This is a genomic window from Streptomyces sp. NBC_00887, assembly GCF_045207585.1.
Genome location: NZ_CP108788.1, coordinates 4,210,772 through 4,226,853 on the forward strand (window position 1 = coordinate 4,210,772; position 16,082 = coordinate 4,226,853).

Sequence of the window (16,082 nt, forward strand, 5' to 3'; positions counted from 1 at the left end):
GTCAGCCGGCGCCGCCTGCCGCGAACTCCGCGAACGCCTCGTGGAATTCGGGGAACGTCTTGCGTACGCACCCGGGGTCGTCGTAGCTCATCCCGGGCGCGCGCAGCCCCGCGACCGCGAACGACATCACGATCCGGTGGTCGCCGTGGGTGGCGATCTCCGTGGCTCGGGGGTCGCCGGGGTGGATCTCGATCCAGTCGTGCCCGGTGTGCACGGTGATCCCCATCCGCCGCAGGTTCGTCGCGCAGGCCTCCAGCCGGTCGCACTCCTTCACCCGGGTGTTGGCGACGTCCTCGATCCGTACGGGCGACGAGGCGAACGGCGCGATCGCGGCCAGGGTGGGCATCGTGTCGGAGATGTCCCGCATGTCCACGGTGAGACCGCGCAGGGCGCCGGTGGACCGGACCGTCGTCGCGTCGGCCGTGGTCCGCACCTCGGCGCCCATGCGGCGCAGGACGTCGGTGAAGCGCAGGTCGCCCTGGAGCGCGTCCGTCCCGAGGCCGGGAACGGTGACCTCACGGCCGGTGAGGGCCGCGGCCGCGAAGAAGTAGCTCGCGGTGGACGCGTCGGGCTCGACGGCGTACGTGGTGGCGCGGTAGCCGCCCGGGGGAACGGTGAAGGTGTTCCCCTCCCGGACGACCTCGACGCCGAAACTGCGCATCATCGAGAGGGTGATCTCGATGTACGGCGCCGACACGAGCTCCGTGACGTCGATCCGCAGCCCGTCGGCGGTGAGCGGTCCGAGCATGAGCAGGGCGGTGAGGTACTGGGACGACTCCCCCGCGTCCAGGGTCAGTTCACCGCCCTTGACGCCCGATGCCTCGATGCGGAGCGGGTGGTGGCCCTCCGCACCCTCGTGGCGCAGGTCGACGCCGAGGGCGCGCAGGGCCTCGGTGAGCGGGGCCAGGGGGCGCCGGCGCATCTGCGCGGAGGCGTCGAAGCGGTAGGTGCCGGTGGGCGCGGCGGCGACCAGCGTCGGCAGGAAGCGTGCGGTGGTGGCCCCGTCGCGGCAGTGGACCTCGGCCTCGGTGACGGCGGGACCGGAGGGACGGCCCTCGATGTGCCAGCGGTCCGGCTCGCGCTTCACCCCGTATCCGAGGCGGGTCAGCCCCTCGGTGAAACCTTCGGTGTCGTCCGAGCGCAGGGGCCTCAGGAGGGTGGTGGTGCCGTCCGCGGCGGCGGCCAGGAACAGGGCGCGGGCGGTGACGGACTTGGAGCCGGGGATGTGGATGACGGTCACGGGCACCCATCCTGCCGTGCGGCTGGCGCACCCGCGGGGCGCGTCCAGGCAGTGGACGCGCCCCGCGGGGATGATGCCGGTTCAGCGGATGGGGCGGTGGACGTTCTCCCCCGTGGCAGGGCCGGGGGTGGCGTCGGCGATCCAGGGACCGTCGCCGCTGGGATCGATGACGCCCTCCTCCAGCCAGGTGTACGTACCGGACAGGACTCCGTCGACCACACGCCGGTCGATGTCGTCGGTGTTGGACCACAGCCGGGTGAAGAGTTCCTCCACCCGGATGCGGGACTGCCGGCAGAAGACGTCGGCGAGCTGGTACGCCTCGCGGCCGTGGTCACCGTTGACGCGCAGGTGTTCGGCACGGACGCAGGCGGCGCTCATGGCGAAGAGTTCGGCGCCGATGTCGACGATCCGGCCGAGGAAGCCCTGCTTGGTCTCCATGCGGCCCTGCCATCGGGACATCGCGTAGAAGGTGGAGCGGGCGAGCTTGCGGGCGGAGCGCTCGACGTACCGGAGGTGGGCGGAGAGGTCCGGGTGCCCCGGAACCCTGAACTCGCTGTACGCGCTGGGGAGCTGCCCCGGCCCGCTGACCAGTTTCGGCAGCCACCGTGCGTAGAACCCCGCCGCGTTGGCGCCCGCCTTGGCCTTGGCCGAGAGGGGCTTGTCGGGGTCGATGATGTCGCCGGCGACCTTGAGGTGGGCGTCGACGGCCTCGCGGGCGATCAGCAGGTGCATGATCTCCGTGGAGCCCTCGAAGATCCGGTTGATCCTCATGTCGCGGAGCATCTGCTCGGCGGGTACGGCGCGTTCGCCGCGGGCCGCGAGCGAGTCGGCGGTCTCGAAGCCGCGCCCGCCGCGGATCTGGACCAGTTCGTCGGAGATCAGCCAGCCCATCTCGGAGCCGTACAGCTTGGCCAGGGCGGCTTCGATCCGGATGTCGTTGCGGTTCTCGTCGGCCATCTGCGAGGAGAGGTCGACGACGGCCTCCAGCGCGAACGTGGTGGCGGCGATGAAGGAGATCTTCGCGCCGACCGCTTCGTGCCGGGCGACCGGCCTGCCCCACTGCTCGCGCACGGCCGACCATTCGCGGGCGATCTTCAGCGACCACTTCCCGACGCCCACGCACATGGCGGGCAGCGAGAGGCGTCCGGTGTTGAGCGTGGTCAGGGCGATCTTGAGCCCTGCGCCCTCGGGGCCGATCCGGTTGGCCGCGGGCACGCGTACGCGGTGGAAGCGGGTCACCCCGTTCTCGATGCCGCGCAGGCCCATGAAGGCGTTGCGGTGCTCGACGGTGATGCCCTCGGAGTCCGCCTCGACGACGAAGGCCGTGATGCCGCCCTTGTGGCCCTCGGACTGCGGGACGCGGGCCATCACGACGAGCAGGTCGGCGACGACGCCGTTGGTCGTCCAGAGCTTCACGCCGTCCAGGACGTAGTCGTCCCCGTCGGGAACGGCCGAGGTCGCGAGCCTCGCCGGGTCGGATCCCACGTCGGGTTCGGTGAGGAGGAACGCCGAGATGTCCGTACTGGCCAGGCGGGGCAGGAAGGCGTCCTTCTGCTCCTGGGTGCCGAACATCTTCAGCGGCTGCGGTACGCCGATGGACTGGTGGGCGGAGAGCAGCGCGCCGAGCGAGGGGCTGGCGGAACCGACGAGGGCGAGCGCCTTGTTGTAGTAGACCTGGGTCAGTCCCAGGCCGCCGTACTTGGGCTCGATCTTCATACCGAGGGCGCCGAGTTCCTTGAGGCCGTTGACGACCTCGTCGGGGATCCTGGCCTCCCTCTCGATGAGCGCCCCGTCGATGCGGGTCTCGCAGAACTCGCGCAGCCGGGCGAGGAAGGCCTCGCCTCGCCGTACGTCGTCTGCGGCGGGCTGGGGGTGCGGATGGATCAGGTCCAGCCGGAAGCGTCCGAGGAAGAGTTCCTTCGCGAAGCTCGGCTTGCGCCAGTCCTGTTCGCGGGCGGCCTCGGCCACCTGCCGTGCTTCACGCTCGGTGACCTTGGGGGCCTGGGGAATGTCGGATGGGGCGGACATGAGGAGCTCACCTCGCCGCGAGTCGGGTCGATGGTCGGGACGTACGCATACCGATCGGTACTACTCGTCCGTATGTACCCGATCCACGCCACCCCCACCACCCCTGGGACCGACTCCCGGAGGGGTACGGAACCGGCCGGAGCCCCCGCACAGCGGGCTCCGGCCGGTTCCTGACTCACGCGCGGGCTACAGGGCCAGGCCAGTGAGGACCAGCACCCGCTCGTAGGTGTAGTCGTCCATCGCGTAGCGGACGCCCTCGCGGCCCACGCCGGACTGCTTGGCGCCGCCGTACGGCATCTGGTCGGCGCGGTAGGAGGGGACGTCGCCGATGACCACGCCGCCCACCTCCAGGGCGCGGTGGGCGCGGAACGCGGTCTGCAGGTCGTGCGTGAAGACGCCTGCCTGCAGGCCGTACTTGGAGGCGTTCACGGCGGCGAAGGCCTCTGCCTCGCCGTCGGTCCGCTGCACGGACAGGACCGGGCCGAAGACCTCTTCGCAGGCGATCTTCGAGGTGCCGGGCAGTTCGGTGAGGACCGTCGGGGCGTAGGTGGCCCCGTCGCGCTTGCCGCCGGTGAGCAGCCGGGCGCCCGCCTCCACGGCCTCGTCGACCCAGGACTCGACGCGGCGGGCGGCGTTCTCGTCGACCAGCGGGCCGACGTCCGTGGCCGCGTCCGAGGGGTCGCCGGTCACGAGGGCCTCGACGGCCGCGACGATCTTCGGGACGAGGCGGTCGTACACCGAGGAGTCGGCGATGACGCGCTGCACCGAGATGCAGGACTGGCCACCCTGGTAGTTGGAGAAGGTCGCGATACGGGTCGCGGCCCAGTCCAGGTCCTCCTCGGAGGCGTAGTCGCCGAGGACGACGGCCGCGCCGTTGCCGCCGAGTTCCAGGGTGCAGTGCTTGCGCGGCACCGACTCCATGATCGAGTAACCGACGGGGCCGGAGCCGGTGAAGGAGATCACGGGCAGCCGCTCGTCCTTGACCAGGGCGGGCATCCTGTCGTTCGGCACGGTCAGGACGGACCAGGAACCGGCCGGGAGGTCGGTCTCGGCCAGCAGCTCGCCCAGGATCAGGGACGAGATGGGGGTGGCCGGGGCGGGCTTGAGGATGATCGGCGCGCCGACGGCGATGGCCGGGGCGACCTTGTGGGCGCTCAGGTTGAGCGGGAAGTTGAAGGGCGCGATGCCGAGGACGGGACCGCGCGGGAAGCGCCGGGTCAGTGCGAGGCGGCCGGTCCCGCCGGCGTCCGTGTCCAGCCGCTGGGCGTCGCCGCCGTTGAAGCGGCGGGCCTCCTCGGCGGCGAACCGGAACACGGAGACGGCGCGGCCGACCTCACCGCGGGCCCACTTGATGGGCTTGCCGTTCTCTCCGGAGATCAGCTGGGCGATCTCCTCGGTGCGCTCCGTCAGGCGCCGCACCACATGGTCGAGCGCCGCGGCCCGCACGTGCGCCGGGGTGGCGGCGAACTCGTCGCGCACGGCGTACGCGGCGGCGACGGCCTCCTCGACCTGGGCGTCGGTGGGCACGCTGACCGTGCCGACGAGACGGCCGTCCCAGGGGTTGGTGACGTCGAAGCTGTCCTCGCCGGTGGCCTGGCGGCCGGCCAGCCAGAAGGCGTGGGTGGAAGTCATGGCGGTTCCGGCCCTTCGGGGGTGTGGACGGGGGGTCGCGGGCACCGCGGAGGCACCCTCCTGGCCCCACCGTAGGTCGGCCGGGCGCGGATGACGTTTGTCCGGCGTGGAGCGGACCGGAGGGACGATGCGCCGGTTTGTCGGAGCGGGCGACCGTGGTCCTGCCCGCTACGGGGTCCCCGACGAGGCGGCTGTCGTCTTCAGGGCAAGCCACAGCTCCATCCGGACGTCCGGATCGTCCAGGGAGCGGCCCAGGATCTCCTCCACCCGGCGCATCCGGTACCGCAGCGTGTGGCGGTGGACGCCCAGGTCCGCGGCGGCGGCGTCCCACTGGCCGTGCCGGGAGAGCCAGGCCTGCAGCGAGGCGACCAGGTCGCCCCGGCCCTTCGCGTCGTGTTCGTACAGGGGGCGCAGCATCCCGTCGGCGAAGGCCCGTACCGCGTCGTCGGCCAGGAGCGGCAGGACGGAGCCCGCGGCGAGCTCCTCGTGCTCGACCAGGGCCCTGCCTCTGCGGCGGGCGACCGAGAGCGCCTGTTCGGCCTGCTTGTACGCGGCGGCGACGGCGATGGGGCCGCTGGGGGCGGACAGTCCGACGACGACGTCGCCCTCCTCCTTCCCCGGTTCGTGTGCCGGGCGCTCGTCCTGCGTCCCTGCGTGCGCGGCACACGCGGCGACCGCGGCGCCGCCGTCCGCGGCCAGCACCACGATCCGTTCGCCCTCGGGGACCATCAGCAGTGCCTCGCCGGACCGGGCAGCCGCGGCCTCCATCGTCTCGGCGAGCAGCTCGGTGGCGACGGGTGCGGAGGGGGCCGAGGGGGTGAAGGCCTCCGCGATGAGCAGCCGGAAGGGGGCGTCGAGCAGGCCCCCGTACAGGTCGCCTGCGACCGCCCGGGCGTGGTCGGGCTGCCCGGCCAGCAGCATGCGCAGGACCGCCGCGCCGAGGCGCTGCTCCGCGCCCTGGAGGGAGCGGGAGCGGGCCGTGGTGAGCGTCAGCAGGGCGACCGCGGAGTGCACCGCGTAGCGCTCGGCCGTCCCGAGCGCCGCCCCCGTGCCGACGGCCAGCGCCCCGCGGGTGCGTCGGCCGGTGCCCAGGGACTGGAGCTCGACCCGGTCCTCGGTGTCCCCGACGACGGCGCTGGCCGGGGCGGGACGGTCCCGGAGGCGCTCCACGTCGGGCGTGAGCCGGGCGGCGCGGCGGGCAGCCCAGTCGGGCGCCGCGGCGACGACCGCGCCGGAGGTGTCGTACAGGGCCGCCCAGCCGTCGACGTACGCGGCGAGGCGGGTCAGGAGTTCTCCGGGGCCGTCCCCGGCGAGTGCGGCCCGGGTCAGCTCCCGCTGGGCCTCGAAGCCCGCGGTGACGGCCCTGTACTGGTCGGCGGCGATCGCCGCCGACACGGCCTTGCTGATGGCGAGGAACGGGGTGCGGCGGGGCACTTCGAGGAGCGGCAGCCCGCTTTCGTCGGCGGCGGCGACCAGGGCGTCAGGGATGTCCTCGTAGGTGACGCCGACGGCGAAGCCGATCCCGGCGACTCCGGCGCCGGCCAGGCGCTGGACGTACCTGCGCATCGCCTCGGGGTCCTCGGCGTCGAGGTTCGTGGCGGTGACGAGGAGGAGCTCGCCGCCGTCCATGTACGGCACGGGGTCGGCGAGCTCGCTGGCATGGGCCCAGCGCACCGGCGTGTCGAGCCGGTCCGCCCCTGCCCGGACCGTGAGTTTGAGCGCGGAGTGCTGGACGAGCGAGGCGAGAGTGGGGGGCATGGGATCGCCGGACCTCTGGGAGTCGATTGCGCCGTCCCGTACAGACGGCCGCAATCGATTCTGCCAGGGCGGCACGTTCCCCGTAACCGCTTGCCCCGGCCCGCGCTCTCAGCGTCCGAGCTCGACCAGCAGCGGCGGCGCGTGTTCGCCGTCGACTGTCGTCAGGGACAGGACGGCGTGTCCGGCGGGCAGCGAGTAGGCCAGCTCGGACGCCGACCAGCGCTCCCGTTCGACGCGCCTCACGGTCACGGCGTCCCTGGTCACGGCCTTGCCGGTGACCAGTTTGCGCAGACCGTGCAGCGCGCGGGTGAACGGCTGGTCGGCGAAGACCGCGTGCTGGGCGACCTCGCGGGTCTCCACCCACTCCTTGCCCCAGACCTCCGCGAAGCGCTTGCCGTCCCAGGTGGTGACCCCGGAGAAGGCCATGCAGCAGCCGACCGCGCCGAGCAGCGCGGTGTGCAGCCCTTCGGGTACGTCGTCCACGGTGCGCAGGGTGAGGACGGCGCCCGCGTTGACCGACCGCAGCCGCCGGACGCCCCTGACCGTCTCGGTGGTGACGGTGTGTGTGGCGTCGTCCAGTACCAGGCAGACGAAGAGCGAGTGGTCCGTGCGGGCGGCGGCGATCACGTTGAACTGGGCGAGGACGAGCCGGGCGAGGAGCCGCGAGGCCTCGGCGTGCGCACGCTCCGGCAGATCGATCCTGACCCGCAGCGGAAGGTGTTCCAGGGAGCGCAGCGAGAAGGGGCGGGCGCCGTCGCCGGTGGCGAAGAACGGGGCGAACGCGGGCCGGTCGAGCAACGCGATCCGGTCGGCGAGCACCGGCGCCGGGTCCCCGGCTCCACCCTTCTGGCGCGCGCGGGTCTCGAGTTCGCGCAGCATCGCGTGGTGGCCGCCGGCCGACAGGGCATCCCGCAGCGTGCCGATCGCGGACAGGTCGCCGTCGAGGAGTTCCCTGAGTGCGGGCACCCCGGGAAAGTGCCCGTGGACGGCCCGGTAGGGGCCGAGCAGCTGGGCCAGCACCGTGGCGGCGCGCCGGCTGTCCAGGTGGGTGACGTCGCCGACGAGCCCTTCCGCGAGCACTCCCGCGGCCTCGTCGGGGTCGGTCGTGCCGCCGTACAGATCGAAGTCGTGGACGGAGGCGGGGTCACCGATCCGCACGACGACGTCGTACCCGTCGTCGGGGCCGAGCTGCCCCCCGGCCGCACCGACCGCGAGTACGGCCGCCCGTCCGGCGAGTGCCTGGAGGGCGAGCGACTCCACGACCGGGCGCACCAGCCGGGCGGACTTCCCTGCCCCGGGCGGTCCGACCGCGAGGAGCGAGGTGCCGAGCAGCGCGGGTTCCAGGGCGACGCCCGAGCCGCGGCGCGCGTAGGGGTTGTGCGGGTCGTCGGCGTAGCTGCCGATGCGGACCTGGCCGGTGAGCAGGTCGTGGCGGGCGGTGCGCTGCGGCAGGTCGCGGGCGCCGGACGGGTGGAGCGCCGCGGCTCCGCCGGTGCGCAGGACGGCTTCGGTCAGTGCGGCAACCCGGTCGGGGTGCGCCCGGCCCACGGCCCAGGCGTGACGCAGACGCGCGACGTCGACGTCGTTCATCCGGCCGGTGCGCACCTCGGCGGCGAGTGTCTCGGCCGCGTCGGTCTGCCCCGCCGCGCGCAGTTCCGGCCACTGGTCGGGGGTGGCGGCGTCCGGGGGTGCGGCGGGGGCCGCCGGGACGGGGGCCGGGGCACCGGAGCGGCCCCCGAAGCGCTCGGCGGCCGTCTCACGCCAGTTTCCGAGGCGGGCGAACGGCCAGAGGACCCCGAGGGTGATCAGGGCGTAGATCACGTTCACCACGGCCTGGCTCTGGTAGATCTCGCCGCCCGCCACCGAGGCGACGAGGACGAGGACCGGCCTGACGACGGGTACGGCGTCCTTCCACACCAGGAGCTGCGCGACCGCCGCGGCGGCGGCCGTCACCAGGGCGAGGAAGGGCTGCCCGCGCCCGGCGACGTGACGACGGAAGATCTCGGACCAGTTCCCCAGACGCCCGCACCCGTAGACGAGAAGTCCGAAGAGGACGGCCTCGTACACGGTGAGGGCGTCGGCGCCCTCGACCGTCCTGGGTCCGCCGAACGTTCCCGCGTACCACCAGTCGCCCGGGGTGAAGAGCTTCAGGGGGACCAGCCGGTAGGGGATGTAGCCGTTGCGCCACAGGGACCACAGGAGGAGCCCGCACAGTGCCGAGATCAGCACCCCGGCCACCAGTGAGCGGTCGGAGACGCCCTCCGGCTTCTCGGGCGGGCGCGGGGTGTGGCCGTAGCGCCAGACGCCCGGTTCCCGTACGGGGCGGGGGGTGCGCAGCCATTCCCCCAGCGGAGGGCCGGCTGCGGGCGCGTGCGCGGGGGGCGGTGGAGCGGACGGCGGTGGTCCCGCCGGGCGGGGCACCCGGTCCGCGCTCGTGCCCCGTTTGCCGTACGTGCCTTCGGTGTCCATGAACCGCTGCCCCCTGACCAGCCACGTCCCGCCTTCTGCACGGGTCAATCTAGTGCCAGGACACGGGGAGTTCAGCAACCCGGCCGGATGGCGCAGGCCGGGACGGCACAGCATGCCGGGTAGGCCATCTGTCCGCCGCGGACAAGGACACGCCCCCAGTGCTCCCGATCGGAGCATGCCTGCCGCCCGTCCCCGCCCCTAGCCTGCAGAAAGAGAAGCGTCCGAAACACCCCCAGGAGCCCCGCATGTCCGACATCCCGCAGGAGCGCCGCGTCGTCACTGCCATTCCCGGCCCGAAGTCGGTCGAGCTGCAGGCTCGCCGCGTCGCGGCCGTCGCCGCGGGCGTGGGCTCCACGCTGCCGGTGTTCACCGCCAGGGCGGGTGGCGGGATCATCGAGGACGTGGACGGCAACCGGCTGATCGACTTCGGTTCCGGTATCGCCGTGACGTCCGTGGGCGCGTCGGCCGAGGCGGTCGTGCGCCGCGCCACCGCTCAGCTCGCCGACTTCACCCACACCTGTTTCATGGTCACGCCGTACGAGGGGTACGTCGAGGTCTGCGAGCAGCTCGCCGAGCTGACGCCGGGCGACCACGCGAAGAAGTCGGCGCTGTTCAACTCGGGCGCCGAGGCCGTCGAGAACGCCGTGAAGATCGCCCGCGCCTACACCAAGCGCACCGCGGTCGTCGTGTTCGACCACGGCTACCACGGCCGGACGAACCTCACGATGGCGCTGACCGCGAAGAACATGCCGTACAAGCAGGGCTTCGGTCCGTTCGCGCCCGAGGTCTACCGCGTCCCGGTGGCGTACGGCTACCGCTGGCCGACCGGCGCCGAGAACGCCGGTGCCGAGGCGTCCGCGCAGGCCATCGACGAGATCACCAAGCAGATCGGCGCGGACAACGTCGCGGCGATCATCATCGAGCCGGTCCTCGGCGAGGGCGGTTTCATCGAGCCGGCCAAGGGCTTCCTCCCGGCCATCGCGCAGTTCGCGAAGGACAACGGCATCGTCTTCGTCGCGGACGAGATCCAGTCCGGCTTCTGCCGCACCGGCCAGTGGTTCGCCTGTGAGGACGAGGGCATCGTCCCCGACCTGATCACCACGGCCAAGGGCATCGCGGGCGGCCTGCCGCTCTCGGCGGTGACCGGTCGCGCCGAGATCATGGACGCCGCGCACGCCGGCGGCCTCGGTGGCACGTACGGCGGCAACCCGGTGGCCTGCGCGGGTGCGCTCGGTGCCATCGAGACGATGCGCGAGCTGGACCTGAACGGGAAGGCCAAGCGCATCGAGGAGGTCATGAAGGGCCGGCTGGCCGAGCTGCAGTCCAAGCTCCCGAACGGCGACATCATCGGTGACATCCGCGGCCGTGGGGCGATGATCGCGATCGAGCTCGTGAAGTCCGGCACGAAGGACCCCGACGCGGCCGCCGCGGCGGCGCTGGCCAAGGCCTGCCACGCCGAGGGCCTGCTGGTGCTGACCTGTGGCACGTACGGCAACGTCCTGCGCTTCCTGCCGCCGCTCGTCATCGGTGAGGACCTGCTGAACGAGGGCCTGGACATCATCGAGCAGGCATTCGCCACGCTCTGATCCCGTGCGGGCCCGCCGGCCGCCGCGAGGCGATTTCGGCGGGGATGACCTGGGCCCGCGTGTGGACCTGTGAAGAAGGTGTGCGGGGGCGATGGCGGGATAACGTTGCCGCTATCGGTCCCCCCTTCCCCTGACGTACGGTTTCCGCAGATGAGAGAAACACCCCGCCCGCAGGGGACTGCGGGCGATGCCGGGCCGGGGCTCCCCCAGTGCCGACCCGGTCGTGCCCTGGCGCACACCACTGGAGCTTCTGGCTCCGGAACTCCTCACCGATCGGATGGCCGCTCGCCCCACACCCCCCGGGGCGCGCGGCAAACCGATCCGACCGGCCACCTCGGAACAATCCCCCCTGTTCCCCGGTGGCCGGTTCTTCTCGTTTACCGGGTGTCGGCGCTGCTGGTGCTCTTCGCACTGGTCACCTGGCAGGTCGTGGCCGACGGCCCCCTGCTCGGACCGGACGAACGGGCCGGTCTGGCCCTGACCGGACGGGGTCCCGCCCGGCTCTCCGACTTCTTCGCCGATCTCGGCAACATGCAGGTGGCCGTGCCGGTACTGGCGTGCGCGGTCGCCTTCGCCTGGTTCCGCCGTGACCGTCGTGCCGCGCTGTGCGCCGTGGCGGTCATGGCGGCGGTGCCCGTGCTGGTCGTTCCCCTCAAGGTGTGGACCGACCGCCAGGGGCCGCTGACGGAGGCGACCGGCTACTACCCCTCGGGCCACACGGCCACGGCGGCGGTCGCGTACGGGGCCGCGGCCCTGCTGCTGGCGCCGTACGTGCGGCGTTCATGGATGATGCTCGTCGCCGCCGTCCTGATGACGGCGGCGACGAGCATCGGTCTGGTGCTGCGCGGCTACCACTGGCCGCTGGACGTGTTCGCCAGCTGGTGCCTGAGCGCGGTACTGCTGCTGGTGCTGCGGGAGGTCAGCTGCCGAAGTAGGCGTCGAAGTTCTTCTGGAACTCCCAGTTGTTGAAGCGGTCCCAGTTGATGGACCACGTCATCAGTCCGCGCAGCCCGGACCAGGTGCCGTGGGTCCGGTACGAGCCGCAGTCCGTCTTCTTCGTCAGACAGTTCAGCGCCTTGGTGACCTCGGCCGGCGAGGTGTGGCCGTTGCCCGCCTGGGTGGACGCGGGGAGGCCGAAGGCGACCTGCTCGGGGCGCAGGGCCGGGAAGACCCTGGTCTGGTCGCCCGCGACCGGGAAGCCGGTGAGCAGCATGTCGGTCATGGCGATGTGGAAGTCGGCGCCGCCCATCGAGTGGTACTGGTTGTCCAGGCCCATGATGGAGCCCGAGTTGTAGTCCTGGACGTGCAGCAGGGTGATGTCGTCGCGCAGGGCGTGGATGACCGGGAGGTAGGCGCCGGCGCGCGGGTCCTGGCCGCCCCAGGGGCCGGATCCGTAGTACTGGTAGCCGAGCTGCACGAAGAAGGTCTCGGGGGCCATGGTGAGGACGAAGTCCGCGCCGTACTTGGCCTTGAGGGACTTCACCGCGGAGATCAGGTTGACGATGACCGGGCTCGTCGGGCTGCGGAAGTCGGTGTCTCCGGTGTTCAGCGAGAGGGAGTGGCCCTCGAAGTCGATGTCCAGGCCGTCGAGCCCGTAGGTGTCGATGATCTTGGACACGGAGGAGACGAAGGTGTCACGCGCGGCGGTGGAGGCGAGCTGCACCTGGCCGTTCTGGCCTCCGATGGAGATCAGGACCTTCTTGCCGGCGGCCTGCTTGGCCTTGATGGCGGCCTTGAACTCCGCCTCGGACTCCACCCCGGGGCACTCGGCGGCCGGGCAGAGCGAGAAGCGGATGTCGCCGGAGGTGACGGACGTCGGCTCGCCGAAGGCGAGGTTGATGACGTCCCACGAGTCCGGCACATCGGCCATCCGCGTGTAGCCGGAGCCGTTGGCGAAGCTGGAGTGCAGATAGCCGACGAGGGCGTGGGCGGGGAGGTCCCCGTTCCCGCCTCCCCCGCCGCCGGCGGTGGTGGTGGCGCTCACGGCGGCGGACTTCGCGGACTCGCCCGCGGCGTTGACCGCGGTGACCTGGAAGCTGTACGCGGTCGACGCGGCCAGCCCCGTCACGGTCGCCGAGGTACCGGAGGCGCTGAGCACCTTCGTCCCGCCCCGGTAGACGTTGTAGCCCGTGGCTCCCGCGGAGGCGGTCCAGGACAGCGGAACGGCGGACGCGGTTGCCGTACCGGCCTTCAGCCCGGTGGGCGCGGCGGGCACGACGACGGGTTCGCCGCCGGGGCCGACGAGGGTGAGGTCGTCGGCGTAGTAGGCCGGGGTGCCGTACCAGCCGTGGGTGTAGACGCTGACCGAGGTGGTCGCGGCGCCGGTCCTGAACGTGGTGGTGAGCTTCGTGTACGCGCCGGCGGACTGGGTCCAGGTGGAGACGTCGGTGGTCCCGGTGCCGGACGCGCCGAGGTACACGTAACTGCCCTGCACCCACGCGCTCAGCGTGTACGTGGAGTCGGGCTTCACCGTGACGGTCTGGGAGCACTTGGCGTTGTCGCTGCCGGCCGGTGTCGCCTTCAGTGCGGAAGTGCCGCCGTGTACGGGCGTGCTGACGACGGCTCCGCTGCCGCCGGTACAGCTCCAGCCGTCCAGGCCCGCCTCGAAGCCGCCGTTGCGCGCCAGGTCCGCGTCGGCCGCACCGGCGGCCGGCGCCGTGGCGACGAGTCCTCCGGCGGCGAGCAGGGCGGCCGAGAAGGCAGCCAGAAGTCCGGAGAATCGGGCGGGTGGTCCGGTGCGTTCCACAACAGCCTCCGTGCAGGGGGGAATTGAGTGGGGCCGCGCACAACATGGTCCAGACCAATCAAGTTGTCAAGACCTCTGGCGGTTCCTCGCTGCTCGTCGTCGCCGCCGCCGGGCGCCTCGGCCGGCCCGTCCGGCCGGGCGGATACCGCTGTTCGGGGGATCCGCGGGCCGCCCGCGCCCCTCTCCCGGGCGGAGCGGGTATCCCCTGACGAAACGAAAGAGGGACACGATGCCGCTCTACCTGTCGAGGTTCAGCTACACGCCGGAAACGTGGGCACGCCTGATCGGACACCCCGAGGACCGCTCGAAGGCCGCCCGGTCGTACATCGAGTCCGTCGGCGGGAAGCTCCACGGCTTCTGGTACGCCTTCGGAACGCATGACGGCTACAACCTCTGGGAAGCCCCGGACAACGTGTCCATGGCCGCGGTCGCGCTGGCGATCGGCGGTGGTGGCGCGCTCGACTCGTTCGAGACGACGGTCCTCCTGAGCGTCGAGGAAACGCTGGACGCCCTGCAGAAGGCCGGGCAGGTCCGGTACCGGGCTCCCGGCGCGTGACGATGCGGGCTCCGGCAGGAGAAGCGGCCGCCCCGCTCAGTCGCGGTCGCCTCCCCCGTAGGCGCTTCGGGCGGCTGCGGCCTCATGCATCGCGAGCTCCAGGACGGTCGCGTCGGTAAGGGTTCCCGATCCGTCCGGCTGGATGAGCCACCGCACCCCGCCGACCGTGCGGCCGGGATAGGGAATCACGATCCAGGTGCCCTCTCCCGCCCCGCGGATACCGGTTCCGAGCCAGCGCGCGGCCGTTCCCGGCGGTACGAAGAACCCCATGCGGGATTCGCCGAAATCGGCGAGGACCGGCCCCGGCCGGTCGATGAGACGGGTGAGTACATCGAGGGTCGGATAGCCCAGCTCCCCCGGAAGGATCAGTACGTCCCAGCGCTTGCCGGCGGGAAGGAGCGCGATCCCCTGCGGATTGCGCTCCCATTCCCACCGGCAGGCTGCCGGGTCCGGTGCCACCGATGCGAGCCATTCGACCGCTGCGTGTGCCCCCGTGCCGGTCATGAACTGCCTCCTCCGACGTGGGCACCGGCAGGTTTCCGCCGGTGCGTTCACGTAGGGGAGTGCCGTCCGCCCGGATCATGACGCGGGTTCGGCCAACCAACGGAAGTGAGCTGGGTCACTCACGGTCCTGTCGGCCGTCGGGGCCTCAGCTGTCGAAGCCGAGCCCCAGCCTGTCCATGGCCCGCAGCCACAGGTTGCGGTGTCCGCCGTGGCTGTCCGCGCGGGCGAGCGACCGCTTGGTGAGCTCGATCCCGGCCCAGGCGAACGGCTCCGGCGGGAACGGCAGCGGCTTGGAGCGGACCATGTCGAGGGCGGTGCGCTCCGTTTCCTCGCCGGCCAGCAGATCCAGCATCACATCGGCCCCGAAACGCGTGGCCCCGACGCCCAGTCCGGTGTATCCGGCCGCATAGGCGACACGGCCGCGATGGGCCGTTCCGAAGAATGCGGAGAATCGCGAACAGGTGTCGATCGCACCGCCCCAGGCGTGACTGAAACGCACACCGGCGAGCTGCGGAAAACACTCGAAGAACTGGCCCGCGAGTTTGAGGAAGGTCTCCGGACGCTGGTCGAGATCGGAATTCAGCCGGCCCCCGTAGGGATAGATCGCGTCGTATCCGCCCCACAGGATGCGGTTGTCTGCCGAGAGCCGGAAATAGTGGAACTGATTCGCGCTGTCCCCCAGTCCCTGCCGGTTCTGCCAGCCGATCGAGGCGAGCTGGTCGGCGGTGAGCGGTTCGGTCATCAGCGCGTAGTCGTACACCGGGACGGTGAACGGGCGCATGCGCTTGACCAGCGACGGAAAGATGTTCGTGCCGAGCGCGACCCTGCGGGCGAAGACCCTGCCGTACGGGGTGCGCACCGCCATGCCGGCTCCCTGCGCGGCAAGGTCGAGGGCCCTGGTGTGCTCGTAGATCCGTACACCCAGGCCGAGGCAGGCCTGCCTCAGCCCCCAGACGAGCTTGGCCGGGTGCAACAGGGCGACCCCTCGCCGGTCCCACAGACCACCCAGGAATGTCGGTGAATCGACATGGGTCCGCACCTGCTCCCGGTCCAGGAACTCCACTCCGGTGAAGCCGAGCTCCTCGGTCCGGCTGTGCCATTGCCGCAGCTCTTCGAGCTGGTGGGGCTGGGTGGCGACATCGATCTCGCCGGTGCGCTCGAAGTCGCAGTCGATGGAGTAGCGGGCGACGGCGGCCTCGATGGCGTCGAGGTTCCGTCCGCCCAGCTCCTCCAGCTTCCCGATCTCGTCGGGCCAGCGCTCCAGTCCGTTGGCCAGGCCGTGCGTCAGCGAGGCCGCGCAGAATCCGCCGTTGCGGCCGGAGGCGGCCCAGCCCGACTCGTATCCCTCGATGAGGACGACATCGCGCCCGGGATCCCTCTCCTTGGCGAGCAGCGCGGTCCACAGTCCGCTGTAACCGCCGCCGACGACGAGGAGGTCGCAGTGCTCGTCCGCGGTGAGTGCGGGGAGCGCGTCGGGCTTTCCCGGGTCGTCGAGCCAGTAGGAGAGGGGGGTCGCGTCGGAGAGCGAATGTGCAGCAGTACGCATGGCATCCGGGGCCATGG

Annotated in this window: 11 protein-coding genes; 3 read left to right on the forward strand and 8 right to left on the reverse strand. The window is 71.9% G+C overall.

The features are described 5' to 3' along the window. Window position 1: 1 nt before the first annotated feature. From aroA to OG844_RS19070, 5 genes are all read right to left on the reverse strand, one after another. Window positions 2–1,240 carry a 3-phosphoshikimate 1-carboxyvinyltransferase gene (gene aroA, locus OG844_RS19050; RefSeq protein WP_406391771.1) on the reverse strand — a complete coding sequence of 413 codons (1,239 nt, stop codon included), beginning with the start codon at window positions 1,238–1,240 and terminating at the stop codon, window positions 2–4. Window positions 1,241–1,321: 81 nt separating this feature from the next. After that, entirely contained in the window at window positions 1,322–3,268 is a 1,947-nt protein-coding gene (locus tag OG844_RS19055) for an acyl-CoA dehydrogenase family protein (protein WP_406391774.1), read from the reverse strand. Between the two features lie 186 nt (window positions 3,269–3,454). Further along, window positions 3,455–4,900: an aldehyde dehydrogenase family protein gene (locus tag OG844_RS19060; protein WP_406391775.1), complete on the reverse strand. Its 1,446-nt coding sequence runs from the start codon at window positions 4,898–4,900 to the stop codon at window positions 3,455–3,457. 168 nt (window positions 4,901–5,068) lie between these two features. Then, window positions 5,069–6,658 (reverse strand): PucR family transcriptional regulator, encoded by a 1,590-nt coding sequence (locus OG844_RS19065; RefSeq protein WP_406391776.1) that lies wholly within the window; start codon window positions 6,656–6,658, stop codon window positions 5,069–5,071. Window positions 6,659–6,766: 108 nt separating this feature from the next. Continuing rightward, complete coding sequence (locus OG844_RS19070; RefSeq protein ID WP_406391778.1) at window positions 6,767–9,127, reverse strand: ATP/GTP-binding protein; 2,361 nt, start codon at window positions 9,125–9,127, stop codon at window positions 6,767–6,769. 245 nt (window positions 9,128–9,372) lie between these two features. On the opposite strand from OG844_RS19070, the gene gabT reads away from it, so the two are divergent. Continuing rightward, window positions 9,373–10,713: a 4-aminobutyrate--2-oxoglutarate transaminase gene (gene gabT, locus OG844_RS19075; protein ID WP_406391780.1), complete on the forward strand. Its 1,341-nt coding sequence runs from the start codon at window positions 9,373–9,375 to the stop codon at window positions 10,711–10,713. A 150-nt stretch (window positions 10,714–10,863) separates the two neighbouring features. After that, on the forward strand, window positions 10,864–11,682 hold the full coding sequence (locus OG844_RS19080) for a phosphatase PAP2 family protein (protein WP_406391782.1): 819 nt from the start codon (window positions 10,864–10,866) through the stop codon (window positions 11,680–11,682). Here the strand turns inward: OG844_RS19080 and OG844_RS19085 are convergent. Next, a complete protein-coding gene (locus OG844_RS19085; RefSeq protein ID WP_406391784.1) occupies window positions 11,633–13,459 on the reverse strand; it encodes a chitinase in 1,827 nt (608 codons plus the stop codon). The two genes, OG844_RS19080 and OG844_RS19085, sit on opposite strands and share 50 nt — an antisense overlap. A 229-nt stretch (window positions 13,460–13,688) precedes the next feature. Here OG844_RS19085 and OG844_RS19090 point away from each other — a divergent pair, with 229 nt between their 5' ends. After that, on the forward strand, window positions 13,689–14,015 hold the full coding sequence (locus tag OG844_RS19090) for a GYD domain-containing protein (RefSeq protein WP_406391786.1): 327 nt from the start codon (window positions 13,689–13,691) through the stop codon (window positions 14,013–14,015). Window positions 14,016–14,051: 36 nt separating this feature from the next. On the opposite strand, the gene OG844_RS19095 is transcribed toward OG844_RS19090, so the two are convergent. After that, window positions 14,052–14,519 (reverse strand): hypothetical protein, encoded by a 468-nt coding sequence (locus tag OG844_RS19095; protein WP_406391787.1) that lies wholly within the window; start codon window positions 14,517–14,519, stop codon window positions 14,052–14,054. A 145-nt stretch (window positions 14,520–14,664) separates the two neighbouring features. Continuing rightward, the gene (locus OG844_RS19100) at window positions 14,665–16,080 is read right to left on the reverse strand and encodes an NAD(P)/FAD-dependent oxidoreductase (RefSeq protein ID WP_406391788.1); all 1,416 of its coding nucleotides are present in this window, start codon (window positions 16,078–16,080) and stop codon (window positions 14,665–14,667) included. Window positions 16,081–16,082 lie beyond the last annotated feature (2 nt).